General features: G+C 46.7%; 13 protein-coding genes. 10 read left to right on the top strand and 3 right to left on the bottom strand.

The window, feature by feature from the left end; translation table 11 throughout:
• The 3 genes from msrA to MGMO_RS00785 form a co-directional block, all read left to right on the top strand.
• Positions 1–353, top strand: a 353-nt coding sequence (gene msrA, locus MGMO_RS00795) for a peptide-methionine (S)-S-oxide reductase MsrA (protein WP_036306380.1), incomplete at its 5' end; no start/stop codon positions are given.
• 461 nt (positions 354–814) lie between these two features.
• Positions 815–2197, top strand: a complete 1383-nt coding sequence (locus MGMO_RS00790; protein WP_023493098.1) for an ATP-binding protein — start codon at positions 815–817, stop codon at positions 2195–2197.
• Positions 2187–2735 (top strand): response regulator transcription factor, encoded by a 549-nt coding sequence (locus tag MGMO_RS00785; protein WP_023493097.1) that lies wholly within the window; start codon positions 2187–2189, stop codon positions 2733–2735. The genes MGMO_RS00790 and MGMO_RS00785 overlap by 11 nt, the downstream gene beginning before the upstream one ends.
• A 90-nt stretch (positions 2736–2825) precedes the next feature.
• Here MGMO_RS00785 and MGMO_RS00780 read toward each other — a convergent pair whose 3' ends face one another.
• On the bottom strand, positions 2826–3164 hold the full coding sequence (locus tag MGMO_RS00780; RefSeq protein WP_036306399.1) for a winged helix-turn-helix transcriptional regulator: 339 nt from the start codon (positions 3162–3164) through the stop codon (positions 2826–2828).
• A gap of 259 nt (positions 3165–3423) precedes the next feature.
• Between MGMO_RS00780 and MGMO_RS00775 the strand changes: the two genes are divergently transcribed.
• The 7 genes from MGMO_RS00775 (at position 3424) to mtgA (ending at position 13280) form a co-directional block, all read left to right on the top strand.
• Positions 3424–4515, top strand: a complete 1092-nt coding sequence (locus tag MGMO_RS00775; protein ID WP_023493095.1) for an alkene reductase — start codon at positions 3424–3426, stop codon at positions 4513–4515.
• Positions 4516–4687: 172 nt separating this feature from the next.
• Positions 4688–5878, top strand: coding sequence for an efflux RND transporter periplasmic adaptor subunit (locus MGMO_RS00770; RefSeq protein ID WP_023493094.1), 1191 nt, complete (start codon positions 4688–4690; stop codon positions 5876–5878).
• Positions 5879–5896: 18 nt separating this feature from the next.
• Positions 5897–9076 carry an efflux RND transporter permease subunit gene (locus MGMO_RS00765; protein WP_023493093.1) on the top strand — a complete coding sequence of 1060 codons (3180 nt, stop codon included), beginning with the start codon at positions 5897–5899 and terminating at the stop codon, positions 9074–9076.
• Positions 9060–10568, top strand: coding sequence for an efflux transporter outer membrane subunit (locus tag MGMO_RS00760; RefSeq protein ID WP_023493092.1), 1509 nt, complete (start codon positions 9060–9062; stop codon positions 10566–10568). The genes MGMO_RS00765 and MGMO_RS00760 overlap by 17 nt, the downstream gene beginning before the upstream one ends.
• Positions 10569–10756: 188 nt before the next feature.
• Positions 10757–11581 carry a 5'-methylthioadenosine/S-adenosylhomocysteine nucleosidase family protein gene (locus tag MGMO_RS00755; RefSeq protein WP_023493091.1) on the top strand — a complete coding sequence of 275 codons (825 nt, stop codon included), beginning with the start codon at positions 10757–10759 and terminating at the stop codon, positions 11579–11581.
• Between the two features lie 445 nt (positions 11582–12026).
• On the top strand, positions 12027–12392 hold the full coding sequence (locus MGMO_RS00750; RefSeq protein WP_152976263.1) for a hypothetical protein: 366 nt from the start codon (positions 12027–12029) through the stop codon (positions 12390–12392).
• Between the two features lie 159 nt (positions 12393–12551).
• Positions 12552–13280, top strand: a complete 729-nt coding sequence (gene mtgA, locus MGMO_RS00745) for a monofunctional biosynthetic peptidoglycan transglycosylase (protein WP_051383937.1) — start codon at positions 12552–12554, stop codon at positions 13278–13280.
• A 156-nt stretch (positions 13281–13436) separates the two neighbouring features.
• On the opposite strand, the gene MGMO_RS00740 is transcribed toward mtgA, so the two are convergent.
• Together MGMO_RS00740 and MGMO_RS00735 are read right to left on the bottom strand one after the other, a co-directional pair.
• On the bottom strand, positions 13437–14372 hold the full coding sequence (locus MGMO_RS00740) for an alpha/beta hydrolase (protein ID WP_023493088.1): 936 nt from the start codon (positions 14370–14372) through the stop codon (positions 13437–13439).
• Between the two features lie 249 nt (positions 14373–14621).
• On the bottom strand, positions 14622–17717 hold the full coding sequence (locus tag MGMO_RS00735; RefSeq protein WP_023493087.1) for an EAL domain-containing protein: 3096 nt from the start codon (positions 17715–17717) through the stop codon (positions 14622–14624).
• Positions 17718–17744: the final 27 nt, after the last annotated feature.

Below are 17744 nucleotides of genomic sequence, written 5' to 3'. Positions count from 1 at the left end.
GACATAATGAACTGGTTAGGGTGGTTTTTGATCCCGCTCTAGTTGCTTATGGTGAATTATTGAAGTTGTTTTGGCAGTCCCACAATCCCACCCAAGGAATGAAACAAGGGAATGACAACGGTACACAATACCGTTCTGGCATCTATACCTACAGCCAGGCGCAATGGGATAAGGCAGTAGAATCTAAAGACCATTACCAACAACGATTAATGGAATCCGGTTTTGAGCAGATAACAACTGAAATCATGCCCGCGCCAGAATTTTATTATGCGGAAGATTACCATCAACAATATCTTGCTAAAAATCCTCAAGGTTACTGTGGACTGGGTGGATTGGGCGTTTGTTTTGACTGATATTTTTACCGAATGGAAAAAGCCAGACAAAAAAAAGGCGGTTACATAAAGTGTCCGCCTTTAAAATTAGGAAGGATATAACGCAACTTTCAGCTATCGTGGCTCTTGCAAAGAACCCTTAAAAGTCAGTGTTAGAATAACAGCCCAAAAGTCAATTGGGAATGCGACAAATTGTCGCACCCCTAAAGCTAAAATATCACCTTATAAAATATAATTAACTTGTTGATATATATAAATATACTTTTATTTTAATTGACTTGGTACACTAAAAAACCCAAGCCAATGAGATTTTTTTGTTGTTTTCCATGGTTGCAAATTTACAACAACATACAAAAGATAGCCCAATTTGCATGAAAATAGCCTAACTACGCGATTCTTTTTGGCTTTCGTCCGACGGGCATAAAGATTATCCGAAAGGCAACAGGTATTCCCTGTTCATTTTTTACCCTAAATACAACAATATGCTTTCATTCGTATTACCAAAATCTGAAATTTCAGCCCTACAAAATTTAAAGTGGCTGTTCATCCTGAGAAATATGATGATCCTGGGCGAATCTTTTTTAGTCGTCATGTTTGTCTATATCTTGAACATCAGCATTCCAGAGCAGCAGTTGTGGCTGGTTATCGTCGCAATTATCGCATTCAATGCCTATACGTCGATGCGCTTGCAAACCGACGACCCCGTGACCGAACTGGAGATTTTTTCGCAAATTTGTATTGATGTGTTATCGATTGCCGGGTTGCTTTATCTGACCGGGGGGGCATCAAACCCGATCACTTGGGTATTCTTGTTGCCGTTGATTATAACGGCGATCATGTTGCCGCAATCCTACGCCTGGTACATGGTGATCTTGACCACCTCCATGTATACGATACTGATTGGGTTTAACATCCCATTGCCTTCCATAGAACCGCACATGCCCAACACAGGATTGTTGCATCCCAGCCCCATAATGATGGCAAACGAAGAAACAATGCAGAAAATGCATGCCATCAGTGATAACCATTACTACAATCTGCATATGTTTGGCATGTGGTTCGGCTTTGTTTTCAGTGCCGGATTAGTGGCATTTTTCGTTGCCGAGTTGGCCAGAATGCTCAAGCACAGGGAGCGCAGCTTAGCCGAAGCTCGCGAAAATGCGCTGAGGGACGAGCGGGTAGTGGCGCTCGGCACGCTTGCCGCCAGCGCAGCCCATGATATGGGAACGCCGCTGGGAACGATTGCAATCGTAGTGCATGAGTTGATGCAGGACTATCCCGTACAACTTTACCCTGAAATCAACGAAAAAATGGACATATTAGAAAATCAAGTTAACCGGTGCAAAGAAGCCTTATCGTTAATGTCCGCTTCTGCCGGGGAAATGCGGGCAGAATCCGGCACAGTCATGCTGGTAAGTGATTACATAGACAACGTACTTTATCAATGGCGCAGTCATAAACCGACGGCAAAATTACACCTTGATATAGACCCTGGCATTGCGGTTGACGCCCAACTAATTGCAGAACGCACATTGACCCATGCCTTGATTAATGTCCTGAATAATGCCGCCGAAGCTTCTGACCCTGAGCGTGGGATAGAATTTTATGTATCCTGGTCTTTAAGTGACTTGACAATAAAAATCAGGGACTTTGGCTCAGGATTTCCAGACGAAATCATTAAATTTAATGGCAATCAGCCGGTGAACAGCAAAAACAAAGGATTGGGCGTAGGTTTGTTCCTGGCGCATTCCACCATCCATCGTATGGGCGGTAAAATTAATCTAAGTAACCTTGAAACGGGCGGTGCTTGTGTTGAAATTAACTTACCCTTATCGATGAATACGGAAATCAAAAATGACCTCTGAGGAAACAGACCTACCTGTCCTGTTGCTGGTAGACGATGACAAAATCTTTTGTAAAGTATTGAAAGCTGCATTGGAAAGACGGTTCTATGAAGTATTAGTTGCCCATAATGTTGAAAAAGGCATAGCCTTGGCTGAACAATATTTACCGGAATATGCCGTCATTGACCTGCGGATCGGGCATGATTCCGGCCTGGAACTGGTCAAGAAACTGATGTCCTTGGATGCAAACACGGTTTGCGTGATGCTGACCGGCTTTGCCAGCATCGCCACTGCAGTCGAGGCCATCAAATTAGGTGCAATCCATTACCTGACCAAACCCGCCAATGCCGATGAAATCGTTAAGGCGCTAAGCAAAAATGAAGGCGATCCGGGCGTTGTCATCAACAAAAACCCCCTATCGGCAAAGCGGCTGGAATGGGAACATCTACAAAAAATATTGCTCCAGCATGACGGCAATATCTCGGCTGCGGCCAGGGCACTCAATATGCACCGACGTACATTGCAACGAAAACTAGAAAAAAAGCCTGTTAGAGAATAAACGGATGGTCAAGCCTTACGAGGCTTCTTCCAAAGGCAGCAGCCATCGAATACCCGTAAAAATATTTACGGAGAATGGGTTAGCCTGCAATCAAGTTTCTTTATACTCCGCACCTATCCTATCCATATGCGCCTTACCCCAATCGCATAATGAATGTAAGGCCTGTTTGAGCGACTTGCCGTGGTCGGTCAGCGAATACTCGACTTTAGGAGGTACGGTCGAATACACCTTGCGATCTACAATGCCATCGGCTTCTAATTCCCGCAGGTGCTGGATCAGCATCTTTTCGGAAATGCCCGGAATTTGCCGACGTAAATCGGCAAAACGATAGGTTTTCTGGTTTAGCCACCAAAGGATCAGCGGTTTCCATTTGCCGCCAATCACTTCGATAGTCGCTTCTACGGGGCAATTGTATGTCTTCGTTTCCATAATTTTTGCGTTTTGGTTGGCCATGGCTTACTGTTTAGTTAGTATTAAACTTAAAAGTAAGTACTTTATATTTAGTAATCTACCTGCTATTGTTATACCAGATTAAAAAATTAAATTAAAGCCCATTTAGGTACTGAAGAACCCGTAATGCAAACTAAGCTATGGTGGCCATCGTGCGGCCATACGAAAAAGCCCGTAACTTGTGCCAACCCAACTAAATGATTAGCTTCCAAAACTTATAAACACCAAGGATTCCAACATGAGATTATTCGAACCCTACCAACTAGGAAATTACACTCTAAAAAATAGGATGGCACTTGCACCCATGACCCGTTCTAGGGCTGGAAAACCCAGGATTCCCAATACGCTCATGGCTGAATATTACGCACAACGCGCCGATGCTGGCCTGTTGATTACCGAAGCGACCAGTATTTCAATCCAAGGCTTGGGCTGGAATGATTCCCCCGGCATTTATACCGACGAGCAAGTCGATGGCTGGAAAACCGTCACAAAAGCCGTGCATGACAAAGGAAGCATCATCTTCCTCCAGCTTTGGCACTGCGGCAGGGCATCGCACACCAGTTTCCATGTTGAACTAGGCCTTCCCGTTGCGCCATCGGCGATAAAACTTAATGGAGAATACATCCATACCCCTGACGGCAAGCAGCCCTACGAAACTCCCAGGGCGTTGACAACAGATGAAGTGAAACAAATTGTCCGGGACTACCAAGCAGCAGCCAAAAAAGCCAAAGCCGCCGGCTTTGATGGTGTTGAAATTCACGCTGCCAATGGCTATTTGATCGATGAATTCTTGCAAAGCAAGACCAATCATCGTACCGATAACTATGGAGGTAGCATAAAAAACAGGGCTCGATTCCTGTTTGAAATTGTGGACGCGATAAAAGAAGAATGGGATTCAAACAAGGTTGGCGTAAGAATTTCGCCTAACGGTGCTTTCAACGATATGGGTTCACCCGACTACCGCGAGCAATTCTTGTATGTCGCAGAAGAATTGGCTGCACACAACCTGTCTTACCTTCATATCATGGACGGCCTTGAATTTGGCTTCCACGCCTTGGGCGAGCCGATGACTCTTGCTGAATTCAAAAAAGTCTATCCGGGTTGCATCATCGGGAACACAGGGTACAGCAAGGAATTGGCAGAAGCCAGGTTGGTGGCTGGCGATGCCGACTTAATTGCTTTTGGCAGGCCATTTATCTCCAACCCAGATTTGGTCACCCGGTACAGGCACAATCTGGAATTGAACCCTGATGCTGAAATGTCGGATTGGTATTCGGATATTGGCGCAAAAGGCTATATCGACTTTCCTTTTGCTACAATTACCAGCTAGTTAGCGTTTTAAATACCAATACCAAAACGTGAGCTTAGCATTAAAATGAAAAACTGATGGCACTCGCGTAGTATCTCGAAAACTGACCAAACGGGTTCATCAAAGAATAGGGGCGGTCAGTTATTGATACCCCCCGTACTATATAACTATGGCAAGCAGACAGGAAAAACGTATGTCGGCAACTTTTGTTAGCTTCAACGAAAATAGAATGGTGGGTTTTCATCAGCCTTGGCTATGGCTGTTGGCTGTTAGCTTAACAACACTGTTAGCGGCTTGTGGCAAAGCGCCGGAAAATGCTGGCTCATCGCTTATGCAGCAAAAACCGTCGGTTGAAGTCAGCCAGCCACTCCAACGCGACATCGTGGAGTGGGACGAATATAACGGACGCTTGGAAGCCGTTGAATCCGTCGAAGTCAGGGCAAGGGTCTCCGGTTACCTGAACAAAATCCTGTTTAAAGACGGCGGCAAGGTCAAGAAAAATGATTTGTTGTTTGAGATTGACCCCAGGCCATATATCGCCCAACTCAACCAAGCGAAAGCACAGTACGACCAGGCCAAATCCAAACGGGAACTCGCACAAGGCGATTTCCAACGCGCTAAACGCTTGCTCAGGGAACAGGCGATTTCAGAGGAAGAATACGACACCCGCAGCAAAAATGTGGTGCAATCGGAAGCCGCCCTGCAATCGGCCAAAGCAATGGTTGAGCTCGCCCAATTGAATGTCGACTACACTCAAATCCATTCGCCCATTGATGGCAGAATATCCCGCAAGCTGATAACAGTCGGCAACTTGGTCTCCGCCGATAGTACGCTATTGGCGACAATCGTATCGGTCGATCCAATTTATCTTTACTTGGATGCCGATGAACGCTCAGTACTCAAATATACTCGTTTAGGTATTGCTGGTAAGCGCCAAAGCGCGGTAGATCACCGCGTTCCGTTAGAGATGTCTTTAATAGACGAACAGGATTTTCCCCATAAAGGCTACATCGATTATGTAGCCCCTGAAATCAATCCGGCAACCGGCACAGTCAGGGCAAGGGCCGTGTTCACCAATCCTGACGAGTTGCTAAAACCTGGGCTGTTCGGACGGGTGCGCGTTCCAGGCAGTGGCAAATATGTTGCCCAGTTGTTGAGTGACAAGGCCATCGGGATGGATCAGGGCAAACAATACGTAATGGTATTATCCAAGGATAATAAGGCGGAGTACCGCCCGATTACCACGGGCGCAATGCACGAAGGTTTGCGCATAGTGACCAACGGTTTGGCACAAACCGATTGGGTTATTGTGAACGGCCTGCAATTCGTGCGCCCAGGTGCAGAAGTCCAAGCGACCCAAAAGCCGATGCCTGAAAGCCATTAATATCAACCCGTATCTGCCATGAACTTCACTGCCTTCTTTATTGACCGCCCCCGGTTTGCCATTGTGTTATCCATTGTAATAACGCTGATTGGCGGTATCGCCCTGTTTACCTTACCTATCGCGCAATACCCTGAAGTCACGCCGCCCACTATCCTGGTTTCTGCCAATTACCCCGGTGCCAATCCCAAAGTCATTGCCGAAACCGTGGCTGCCCCGATAGAGCAAGAAGTGAATGGGGTTGAAAAAATGCTCTATATGTCCTCGCAATCCACTAGTGACGGACAAATGCAATTGACTATCACCTTTGAAATCGGCACCAACCTCGATATTGCCCAGATGCAGGTGCAAAACCGGGTTGCTAACGCCTTGCCAAAACTCCCGGAAGATGTACGTAGGCTAGGCGTAACCACCAAGAAAGCCTCGCCGGATATTCTATTGGTTATCCATTTGATTTCGCCCAATAAACGGTATGACCAGCTCTACCTGTCCAATTATGCCCTGCTCAACATCAAAGACCAATTGCTCCGCTTGAAAGGCGTCGGAGATGTGAGGACATTCGGCGCGGGCGACTACAGTATGCGGGTGTGGCTGGATCCAGAAAAAATTGCCGCCCATGGGCTGACCGCCAGCGATGTAATACGTGCGATCAGGGAACAGAATGTCCAGGTTGCGGCGGGCGTTATCGGGCAACCACCCTTAGATAATAGCCCCGAATTTCAGCTTAACATTAATACGATGGGGCGCTTGACCAGCGTGGAGCAGTTTGAAGACGTCATCGTAAAGTACGGTGAAGGCGGCAGCACGGTCAAATTGCGCGATGTGGCCCGAATTGAATTGGGCGCAAGCCGTTATTCCTTACGCAGCCAGTTGGATAACAAGGAAGCCGTCGCAATGCCCATCTCGCTACGGCCAGGGGCAAACGCACTGGAAACCGCCGAGCAAATCAAGTCTTCGATGGCGAGTTTAAAGCAACGATTTCCTGAAGGCATCGATTACCACATTGTGTATGACACGACCATCTTTGTTGAACAGTCCATTGAAGCGGTCATCCATACCTTCTTCGAAGCCCTGGCCTTAGTGGTCATTGTCGTGCTTATCTTTTTACAAAGTTGGCGGGCGGCTATCATACCCTTAATTGCCGTGCCTATATCCATCGTCGGTACCTTTGCAGTCATGGCGGTGATGGGGTTTTCGATTAATAATCTCACCCTGTTCGGCTTGGTGCTTTCTATCGGAATTGTCGTGGATGATGCCATTGTTGTCATTGAAAACGTAGAACGAAACATCGCGCTGGGATTAACGCCGAAGGAGGCCTCTTATCGCGCGATGCAGGAAGTGACCGGTCCCATTATCGCCATCTCATTAGTATTGGGTGCCGTCTTCATTCCTTCCGCCTTCGTTCCTGGAATTAACGGACAATTTTATAAGCAGTTCGCATTGACTATTGCCGCTTCAACCTTGATCTCGGCGTTTAACTCCTTGACCTTAAGCCCTGCACTTGCGGCATTGTTATTAAAGCCGCATCATGGGAAGCAAGACCTTGTTACCCAGATTATCGACCGAATCCTCGGCTGGTTTTTCAAGTTGTTCAATAAAGGTTTCGATGCAAGTGCGATGCTTTATTCTGGGCTAGTACGCCGCCTGTTCCGGTTTGCCGGTCTGGTTGCCTTAGTTTACCTAGGGCTGTTGGTATTGACGGGCTTCGAATTTAAGCAAGTGCCAGGCGGCTTCATCCCCATGCAAGACAAAGGTTATTTGGTCGTTTTTGCCCAGTTACCCGAGGCGGCATCATTGGAACGTACGGACGCTGTCATACATAAGGCTTCGGAAATTATCCTTGCGCAACCGGGCGTACAGGGTGCGGTAGCATTTCCTGGCTTCTCTGTCGTTAGTGGCGCCAATACCTCGAATACAGGGACTATCTTTGTGCCGCTAAAGCCGTTTGAGGATCGGGTCGCCCAAGGACTGTCGGCAGGTCGAATCCTTGGCGAATTGCAACCTAAGCTTGCCGGTATTAAAGAGGCGTTTATTGGCGTTTTTCCACCGCCGCCTATTCTCGGCCTAGGTAGCCTGGGGGGGTTTAAGGTGCAGGTGCAAGACCGGGGAAACCAGGGCTTTGATGCCTTAAATAATGCCCTCCAATCAGCCTTGGAGAAAGGCCGCAGTACACCGAACTTGGTCGGCTTGTTTTCCAGTTTCCAAAATAACGTACCCCAGCTTTATGCTGACATTGACCGGGTGAAAGCTAAGTCTCAAGGCATACCACTGTCCGATATATTCGAAACCCTGCAAATCTACCTGGGTTCTTTGTATGTCAACGACTTGAATTTGTTCGGGCGAACTTTTCAGGTGACTGCCCAAGCAGACGGGTCTTTTCGGCGCGAACCGAAAGATGTCGGCAAGCTGAAAACCCGCAACCAAAACGGCGAGATGCTGCCCTTGGACGAGCTGATAAAGGTACGGCAAATCAGCGGCCCAGATCGGGTTGTGCGTTATAACATGTTTCCGTCCGCAGAAATTAATGGTGCGGCCGCGCCTGGTTTTAGTTCGGGGCAAGCCGTCAACTTAGTAGAAGACTTGTTGACCAACAATTTACCGCTTTCGATGGGCTTTGAATGGACGGAACTGACATACCAGCAAATACTGGCGGGCGATACCGCCATGTATGTTTTTCTGCTTTCGAGCATCTTGGTGTTCCTGGTCCTGGTGGCCTTGTACGAAAGCTGGGTATTGCCGCTGGCGATTATCCTGATCGTGCCGATGACCTTGATGTGTGCGCTGGCCGGGTTATGGACAACCGGTAGCGACAATAATATCTTTACCCAAATTGCCTTATTGGTTTTAGTCGGCTTGGCTTGCAAAAATGCCATCTTAATCGTCGAATTTGCGAAAGCTCGGCGGGATGAAGGCGTAGCAAGGGATGTTGCTGCATTGGATGCGTGCAAGCTTCGATTCAGGCCGATTTTAATGACCTCGTTTGCGTTCATCATGGGCGTGTTGCCGTTGGTCTTTGCGACCGGAGCCGGTGCCGAAATGCGCCAGGCACTGGGGATACCCGTGTTTTCCGGTATGCTGGGGGTCACTTTTTTCGGATTGTTGTTTACTCCGATATTTTATGTCGTTCTTCAAGGATGGGCTGAACGAAAATCAAAACCCAATCCTGAATCCAGGCCGGAAAACCATGATATCGGAAACTAACTTAACGCGCTTAGTCAACTTGATACGGGTTGCTTGGGTAATGCCCTATTTAAACCTTATGCGGGATAGGCTGGTCTTCACGGTTACCGCCGTGTTTAGCCTAACGCTCATTTCCTGCGCGCCAGTCGGCCCAGATTATAGCCAGCCCGATTTTCCGATACCTGCCAAATTTCACAATGACGCTGACGTCTCGTTGCAGGCAACGCATATCGAAATCCGTTGGTGGGAAGCCTTTCATGATGAGACATTGAATAAACTCATCGTTGAAGGATTCCGGTCGAATCCCGATATTCGGATCGCCACAGCCAAGCTCCAGGAGGCCAGGGCATTACGTTCCAAAAGCCAATTCGACTTATTCCCTACGGTCACAACCAGCGCTTCCCAAAAATACTTGCAACGCAGCATAGGGGTCTTTGGGACTCGCCTCCCAGGATTCAATTTGATGAACGTCGGATTCGATGCAACCTGGGAACTGGACTTTTTCGGACGGGTTCGCCGTTCAATTGAAGCTAAAAGCTACGAGGCCGAAGCCTTTGCGGCACAGCGACGCGATGCAATGGTCAGCTTTAGTGCGGAAATTGCACGCAATTATTTTGAGTTGAGAGGTACGCAACACCAATTGGAAGTCGCCCAAAAAAATGCGGAAAACCAGGCTGCTACCCTGAAATTTACCCAGTCTCGCCTGCGCGGGGGTTTAGGGACTGCCTTGGATACGGCACGGGCAGAAGAACAGCTCAACTCGACTTTAGCGACCATTCCTCCCTTGGAAACCCACATCCGAAGTGCCGTCCATCGAATCGCGGTCTTACAGGGGCAAACGCCGGAAAAATTGTATACCGCCCTTAAGCAACCCAAAGAATTACCGCACGTACCCAAAATAGTCGCCATCGCCCATCCGGCGGACTTGCTCCGTAGACGACCCGATATTGCCTTCGCTGAACGAAACCTGGCGGCAACGACGGCAGAAATTGGCATTGCCACCGCCGATCTGTTCCCTAGGGTGACATTTAACGGCAATGTCGCCTTGGAAGCGCGAACCTTTGCCGGTTTGGGTGCAACGGGCGGCAACACCTATTCGTTCGGCCCGTCCATCCAGTGGGCCGCGTTCAATTTGGGTAGGGTGTACGCGCAAATCAATGCAGCCAAAGCGAACAAGGAAGCGAATCTTGCCTTATACGAAAAAACAGTGCTGCAAGCCCTGGAAGAAACCGAAAATGCCCTGGTCGCATTCGGTCAATTACAAACCCGTCGGGATTACTACAAGGAAGCCGTAAAATCGGGCGAGAAAGCCAGTCGGTTGGCGCGGTTGCGTTATGAAGATGGCGTGTCGGATTTCCTCGCCGTCCTCGATGCCGAACGCAGGCTTTTGGAAACCCAGGATCAATTGGCACAAACTGAAACCGATACCGCCACGGCAGTCGTTGCCGTATACAAAGCCTTGGGCGGGGGCTGGGAATGGGAAGCCGAATCCAGTAAGGCTTTGGCAAAGTAATTGCTGTGACTAAGGTAATTGCAATAGGTTGTGACAGCAATTCCCTTTGAAATTCGTCCAGTTAAAAGTTGCTGATAGAATGTTCACCGCAATAAGCCGCTTATTCCCCGGTCTTTTAACCTCTTCCAAAGAGTTCATTGGAAGGGCGTTAAAGAGATAAGGGGCTTTTTTCGATATCCAAACAGCCAATGAAAGCCGACACGCCTCCCAATACCTTCATTTACACTGCCTTACCCTGCGAGGCAAAACTATTAATTGATTTTTATCGCCTTAAAAAAGACACGGCAATCCATAGCTTTGACGTTTATACCAACAAGGCACTATGCCTAACCGTTACCGGTATCGGCAAAAACGCGATGGCTGCGGCTGTCGCTTATACGCTGGCCATTTTTTCATCAGCCAAAAATCCAGTCATGCTCAATGTAGGCATTGCCGGCCATAAAAATTACCCTATCGGTAGTGTCTATTTGATCGACAAAGTCACTGACGGCGATAGTGGTCGACGACATTTTCCTCCTTTAGTATTTACACCGCCCTGCCCCACCCATAGCCTTAAAACGGTGGCAAGGCCACAACTCATCTACCCGGAACGGGATCTTTGCGACATGGAGTCCTCTGCTTTTTATGAAACGGCAATACGGTTTTCTTCCGGTGAATTGATCCAAAGCCTGAAAATCGTCTCTGACAACGAAACATCATCAGCCCGAAACATTCAACCCAAATGGGTAACCGGACTTATCGACGCACAACTAGAGACCATTGCGGCCATTTTGAAAGAATTAGCCCGACTTGCCGCCCTTCTTACTAAAACGGAATTATCGGAATTAACCGACCTGTTAAGCCGCCACCACTTTACCGAAAACGAACAAATGCAATTAAAAAAGCTATTGCGCCGCTGGCACTTGGTGACCAATGAAAAACTCCCCGAATTTGCGGAGCTTTCAACCCAAAGTGGCAAGGAATTCCTGAGAGGATTGAAGCAACAGCTTAGTGTAGCGAAATTCCACTTGTAATAAAGCTGAAAAAGTTTATTTCCCTAAAAAGACAAGTAACGTCAATTCGCTTCGTGAGATTTACAATTCGGACTTATTGATCCTCTGGATTACCCATAATCTTTGATCTATGGCAATATAGCCACCGCTTAATGATGAATAAGAGCAATTATTACTTGTATGCTTATTGCAAGCCTGTTATTTTTCCTTGTCCACAAACTTTTCAACTCAATTATTTTTGATTGATTCTTTGAAGGCTAAGGCCAATGGGCTTGCCTAATATAGGAAATAATTCTCGGATGAAGGGTGATAATGCAACACACGATGCGTTATCGAAAAACAAAAAAAACTAAAACTACAGGTAATTATAAAAATGCACAAGTTATTGTTAAGTCTTTGTTTGATATTTCTAAGTATTTCTGCAAATGCTGAAAAAATTGGAAAAGAGGGAATTCCTACCACAATCATGGACCAAATTTATAAGAAACATCCCAACGCATTGGATTTTGCCGCTGAGAAAAAATCGCATTTCGCCCAAGAGTTGTTAAAAATTTATTACAAAGAAGGTGAAGAGAAATTTGTTGATTACTATCGGACTGACGGGCATTTCTTTGTTTCTGGCCTTATCATTGCCGCCGACGACATGATGTTTACTGACAGTAAAGAAAAGTTAAAAGCCGACTTCAAAGATTACCATGTAAAACAGGCCGTTTTGGTGGTTAACCCCAATGGGGCTGGCGAAGAGTTTGATGTCGTCCTGGAAACAGGAGGCAAGTCCTGGAATGTGTTGATAGACAAGAAAGGCAATTTGGAAAAAACGGAAGTCGAGTGAATTTGATACGGCAATAATCTGAGCGGTACCGCATTTTGTTTCGACAGCTTAACTGTATTCCACTGCTGAATATGAGTGCGGCAACCGCCAGAAAATGCTTTGCAAGAGCATGCCCCAGTAAGCAATCATTTAAACTGCCTGACACTTTCGTGCATTAGCTTGGCAACAAAATCAAGACCATCCAAAAACAGGCCGTTCCCTCCTTTTTTTGCCAAATTGCGGCAACTTGTAAGTTTACTGCTAATTTTCTTCTTGGTATTTTCCATCATTTTATGCGGACTTCTGCGCTGGCTACCACCGCCTACCTCAGCCTTTATGATGTACCGCCATTATGAAGACCTCATCCATGAAGGCACATTTAAAAGCATACGATACCGATGGGTTAACGCAAACAACATTTCGCCCAATGCATCCGCCGCCGTCATGGCATCAGAAGACCAGCGCTTTCCTGAGCATTTCGGTTTTGACATCGATTCCATACAGTCCTCAATCGAGGATTATAAAGATGGCGGTAAGCTAAGGGGAGCCAGCACTATATCCCAGCAAGTTGCCAAGAATTTATTCCTGACACCGGCCAAAAGTTTTTTGCGTAAAGGCATAGAAGCCTGGTTCACCTTATTGATTGAATTATTGTGGACTAAAGAAAGGATACTCGAAGTATATCTAAACATTGCAGAATTCGGCGACCATTTATTTGGGATAGAAACGGCAAGCCAACAGTATTTTGGTATCCCTGCAAGAAGTATCTCCCGTCCTCAAGCCGCATTACTCGCGGCAACGCTGCCCAACCCAGTCTTGTTGAAGGCTGCTCGACCCTCCGCTTACTTGCTAAGGAGGCAACGCTGGATACTCAGGCAAATGTCGAACCTGGGGCAACCGAAAATCTAAAAGAATTCCGGAAAAAGCTATTACCTCTGGCTCGCCCTACCCAATGAAGGCCTGGACTGCAAGCCCAACCCCGAACGGTACAACACGTTACCGTCCGTCCCGGGCCCGTTGAAGAAAACCTGTCGGAGGATTTAATCAGGGCTTCTTCACAGGTATTTACGAAATCGGCGTTAATATCTCACTGGCACGAAGATCCGCGCCTGATGGCAACTTAGCCGTATCATGCCTCATCCAAGACACGATGTCTTTCCAGATTATTGACGCATTCAAGTCACGTAACAACATGTGGTAGCCTTGCTGATAAAACGCGACGGTTTTTTTGTCCCCTGCAACGCTCAAAAATCGCTGCAAAAAGTCGTAAGTCGGCTTTTTCGGAATAATCTCGTCATTCTCACCGTAGAGAATCAAGGTATTGCCGTGCAACTGGCCTGCGTTACTAAATGCCGCATCCATTAAGTTTGTTAGCCCATAAATAGCTTCTACACGCGTTTTCTTGATAACCATCGGATCCTTTCCCAATGCCCTTAGCATTTCGATATTATCAGAGGCCTGAACGCGGATGCCTTTGCCGGTTAATGTTAACCAAGGAAAGGTATGGGCTAATGTCCATAATAAGCTGGTTTGATACCAGGGCATGGTTTGGCGTGCCCAAAGCGCCGGAGCCACGAGAATGATCCCTTCGATTCCCGGCATAGGTATTTGGCTCAACGCCGTAATGATGACGGCCCCACCCATGCTTTCGCCCAACAAATAAATGGGCTGATGGGGATAACGCTGTTTTAGTAATTGGACCATGCCCCGTAAATCGTCGATATATGTCGAAACTCCAGCCCATAAGCCACGTTTAGGAGCGCCCCCAAAACCGCGTTGATCGTAAGCAAAACAGGCAATACCTTGGCGGATTAAATACTTCCCCGGCTGATCAAAAAACTGGCCATAATCATTAAACCCATGTAAAGCGACAAGCACAGCCTTAGTATCCCCTGCTTTGGGTAACCACTGGTGCAGCGGCAGGCTAGCGCCATCTGCCGTTTTATAAAGATTAGCTGTAAGTTGTGCGATGTTGTTTTTTTCTCCAACCGGATGGATCATGGGAGTACAGCCTGTAAGGAAAAATAACAGAAGAATAGAGGGGTTATTAAAGAGTGCCTTCATTGTTCAAGTAAGCTTTAGCGCCAAAAGAAATTATTAAGTTATCCGTGACTACCCTTTATTCACTAGAAGAGAACGGTCTTGTTAGTCGTAAGACCATAATTCGACAAACAAGATTCACGCCCTCTAAAAATAATCCAGCTATTGCGAGCGTCTTTTTTCAATGCCCTTTGTTATTTACTTCGATCATCAAGCAAAATCAGTTGGCTTCTCAATTAACGCTTTCGCCTCTTTGGCCGGCAATGGCATACTCAATAAATACCCCTGGATCAGGTCACAACCGCAGGTTTTAAGATAGTCCCGTTGCCGCCCTGTTTCAATCCCTTTGGCGATAACCGTTTTACCCAAGTCATGTAGCAGGGCGACACTGTATGCGACAACTGCTGCATCCTCCGCATTGTCAGGAAGGTTGCGGATAAATTCAGGATCGATTTCTATTATTTGGGCAGGTATAGTCTTTAATAGCGGCAAGATTGAACTTTCAGTACCAAAATTATCGATAGCCACAGCAAACCCTTCTTCGACCAATCGGTCAATGACAGCCATAACCGAATCCGGATCCGTTGCGATTTCGCTTTCAGGCACTGAAAAAACCAGCCACTCCGTTTTGGCGCCGGTTTCCCTGACGATATTAGCCATTCTAGAAACCTCGACAGCTTGTTTGCTGGTCAAGTCACTCAGGTTGATCGCCATCAGTTTCGGACGAATGCCAGCCTCTTCCCAAGATAGGGATTGAAAACTGACCTGTTGGATAATCCAATAAGTCATGACATCAAACATACCGATGTCTTTTACCAAATTGACAAATTCTGCTGGCAACAGCAACCCCAATTCGGGGTGTTGCCAACGAATCAAGCCTTCAAAACCCTTAATCGTATTATCATCCAGGGTGTGACGACCTTGATAATAAACGGCGAATTGGCTGTGCCTGTGTAACGCATTGATGTTGTGTGGACTTGAAGCCCGCAACGACACTTTACATTCATCAAGCGCCAGGACTAAGTCTTGTTGGAGCTTTAAGCTATCATCTTCCGCCGTGCCGTAGCCCATTGGCAACCCAATAACTGGATTTTCAGAGACGCTGCCGTGCGACAACAACTCGGCTTTAGCGATTAAAGATTCTGGTTCCAGGCCATGATCTGGATAAATGGCTATACCCAACTTTGCATCAAGAGCGATCATTTGCACATCCACCAAATAAGGCACTTGCAGTGTTTTCCTGATTTTATCGACAATCAAGCTAGCCGCAAACTCCCCCGTTTCGGGCAATATCAAAGCATACTTGTTGGCTTCCAAAACATGGACGGTATCAGTATCGCGCAAAATGGTATGAAGACGCTTGTTTGCTTGTTTGCACACCTCGTCATTAGGAAAGCCTAATGGATTGCCATCAAGTAACCTTAGCCTTTCCAAAGACATGCATATTACGGCAAGCGGTTGCTGCCTTTCATCTGCCGTATGAATCGCCAATCGCAAATGCCCTTCCAAAGTTTGCGGCGGATAGTTACCTACTGCCCCTGTATAATCGGGCGACGTAGCCGATAATATGCTACCCGGCCTTAATGCAGTGATATCGCGCATCGTGCCTTCGACACCAATGCAATGCCCTTGCCCGTCATAAATAGGGGAACCGCTGACTTCCAGCCAATGCCTATCCTGATCGGCATCAATAATTTCAAGCTCGTAAATATTATTGGGCTGGCCTTGCATAAACGCTTCAACGAAACCCTCCAAATGCTGGTTTATGGGATTATCGGTCAAGTAACGCCGGTAATTTTCCATAAAATCGACTTTGTCATAACCCAATAAGTCCGTTATTTCTGAACTCACATCAATAAACCGACCTTCACTATCGAGTTCATACCGCAGGGTTCCGTGAGTGATAAATTCAGGCAGTGCTTGCTGGGTTGACCCTAGCTGTCCGATAGTGGGTGAAATAACGGCTTCAAATTGGGACTGTGTATTTTTTTGGTCGTCCTTAATTTCTACTGAAGGCGATTGCTTTGAGGCCAAATGCGTAGCGGGTGCCAACATGTCACTCTTGGCATGCTGTTTCTTTTTGTTTTGTTTTCGGATAATGACAAACCATAAAACCAAAAGCGCTAAAATTGTTAAGAATGCTCCCGTTAATTTATCGGTTTCATTACTCCTTTCCGTCAGTTTGGGTACAACTTTTTGAATGCTTGTATGTGGAGGTTGTTGTTCAATTTCAATGACTTTTTTGATAATCGGTTGAGCCGAAAGCTGGGCTTTTTCTGGCACTTTTTTAATTGTTGCTTCAGTTGTGGAAGCAACACCGCCCTGAACCACCCATTTGGCAAAAATCTTCTGGACTTCTTCTTCCGTTAACGAATCCAGGCCTTTTTGCATAATTTCCCGCAATATCGGCCAATCTTTACGTACGGCAATACTTTCATTGGCACTGTTGCGTTCATAAAATGCGGCAATTTTCAATTGGTTCAATTGATGCTTGGTTTGTAGGTAATTGGCTGTCCCTAAAAAAAGAATGGCGGCATCTGCCCGACCCTTATCCACTTCATTCAGGCTATCCAGCATGGACTTGACCTTAATACGTTTCGCGCTCGGAAACTCGCTCTCCAATTGTTCCCCGTATTGATAACCCTTAACCAGGGCAACTTTTTTGCCAGCCAGATCGCTACGGTTATTTATTGAAGGATTGTCCTGTTTGGTTACGATAACCAGGGATTTTGTTAAGTAAGGCCGGGTAAAACTAAACCACTCCGCTCGGCCAGCCCGATTGACCATCGTGGCAATCACATCGACTTTTCGTTTAGCGCCCGCTTTATAGAGGCCGCCCCAGTCGGAATTTGGGTAGATTGTAAAATTAATCCCCAGGCGCTTGCTCAAAAGCGCCATGATTTCAAAGGCAATCCCGTCAATTTTACCTTGGTCATTAATAAAACTATAAGGCGGCAAGCTTCCGTCATACGCAATACGGATAGTGTTGTGCTTGATAAGCCATGCCTGTTCTTCTTGCGTTAACTGCAAAACGGATTCAGCACTGTGATTTTGCTTGGGAAAAACTTCCTTAAACTCATTCGCGCCATTAGCAACTTCGGCAAACACCAAAAATAAAAAGGCGATTAGATAAGGTGCAAAATTTTTATCCAATAACTGGGGATAAGGCTTATAACAGCTTATTGGCTGTCCTGTGCGAGAACTGGCGCAAGGCACAACGCTGGTTTTAGTTGGTTGGGCGCGGCATCTTCTGCCCCTTAATATCCCGACACTTACCCTGTTTATAATGTTATAGGATAGAATCATGCTATTCCGCTTATTGGATACGAAAAT

Origin of the sequence: Methyloglobulus morosus KoM1 (genome assembly GCF_000496735.2) — a bacterium.
GTDB lineage: Bacteria > Pseudomonadota > Gammaproteobacteria > Methylococcales > Methylomonadaceae > Methyloglobulus > Methyloglobulus morosus.
This window is presented reverse-complemented; position numbering and strand designations above follow the sequence as displayed.

What these genes read in the sequence shown, in the direction of transcription:
- MGMO_RS00775 (WP_023493095.1), top strand. Translation starts at nt 3,424, where the DNA reads ATGAGATTATTCGAACCCTACCAACTAGGAAATTACACTCTAAAAAAT.
- MGMO_RS00780 (WP_036306399.1), bottom strand. Translation starts at nt 3,164, where the DNA reads ATGGAAACGAAGACATACAATTGCCCCGTAGAAGCGACTATCGAAGTG.
- MGMO_RS00760 (WP_023493092.1), top strand. Translation starts at nt 9,060, where the DNA reads ATGATATCGGAAACTAACTTAACGCGCTTAGTCAACTTGATACGGGTT.
- MGMO_RS00755 (WP_023493091.1), top strand. Translation starts at nt 10,757, where the DNA reads ATGAAAGCCGACACGCCTCCCAATACCTTCATTTACACTGCCTTACCC.
- MGMO_RS00790 (WP_023493098.1), top strand. Translation starts at nt 815, where the DNA reads ATGCTTTCATTCGTATTACCAAAATCTGAAATTTCAGCCCTACAAAAT.
- MGMO_RS00765 (WP_023493093.1), top strand. Translation starts at nt 5,897, where the DNA reads ATGAACTTCACTGCCTTCTTTATTGACCGCCCCCGGTTTGCCATTGTG.
- MGMO_RS00750 (WP_152976263.1), top strand. Translation starts at nt 12,027, where the DNA reads ATGGACCAAATTTATAAGAAACATCCCAACGCATTGGATTTTGCCGCT.
- MGMO_RS00770 (WP_023493094.1), top strand. Translation starts at nt 4,688, where the DNA reads ATGTCGGCAACTTTTGTTAGCTTCAACGAAAATAGAATGGTGGGTTTT.
- MGMO_RS00735 (WP_023493087.1), bottom strand. Translation starts at nt 17,717, where the DNA reads ATGATTCTATCCTATAACATTATAAACAGGGTAAGTGTCGGGATATTA.
- MGMO_RS00785 (WP_023493097.1), top strand. Translation starts at nt 2,187, where the DNA reads ATGACCTCTGAGGAAACAGACCTACCTGTCCTGTTGCTGGTAGACGAT.
- MGMO_RS00740 (WP_023493088.1), bottom strand. Translation starts at nt 14,372, where the DNA reads ATGATCCATCCGGTTGGAGAAAAAAACAACATCGCACAACTTACAGCT.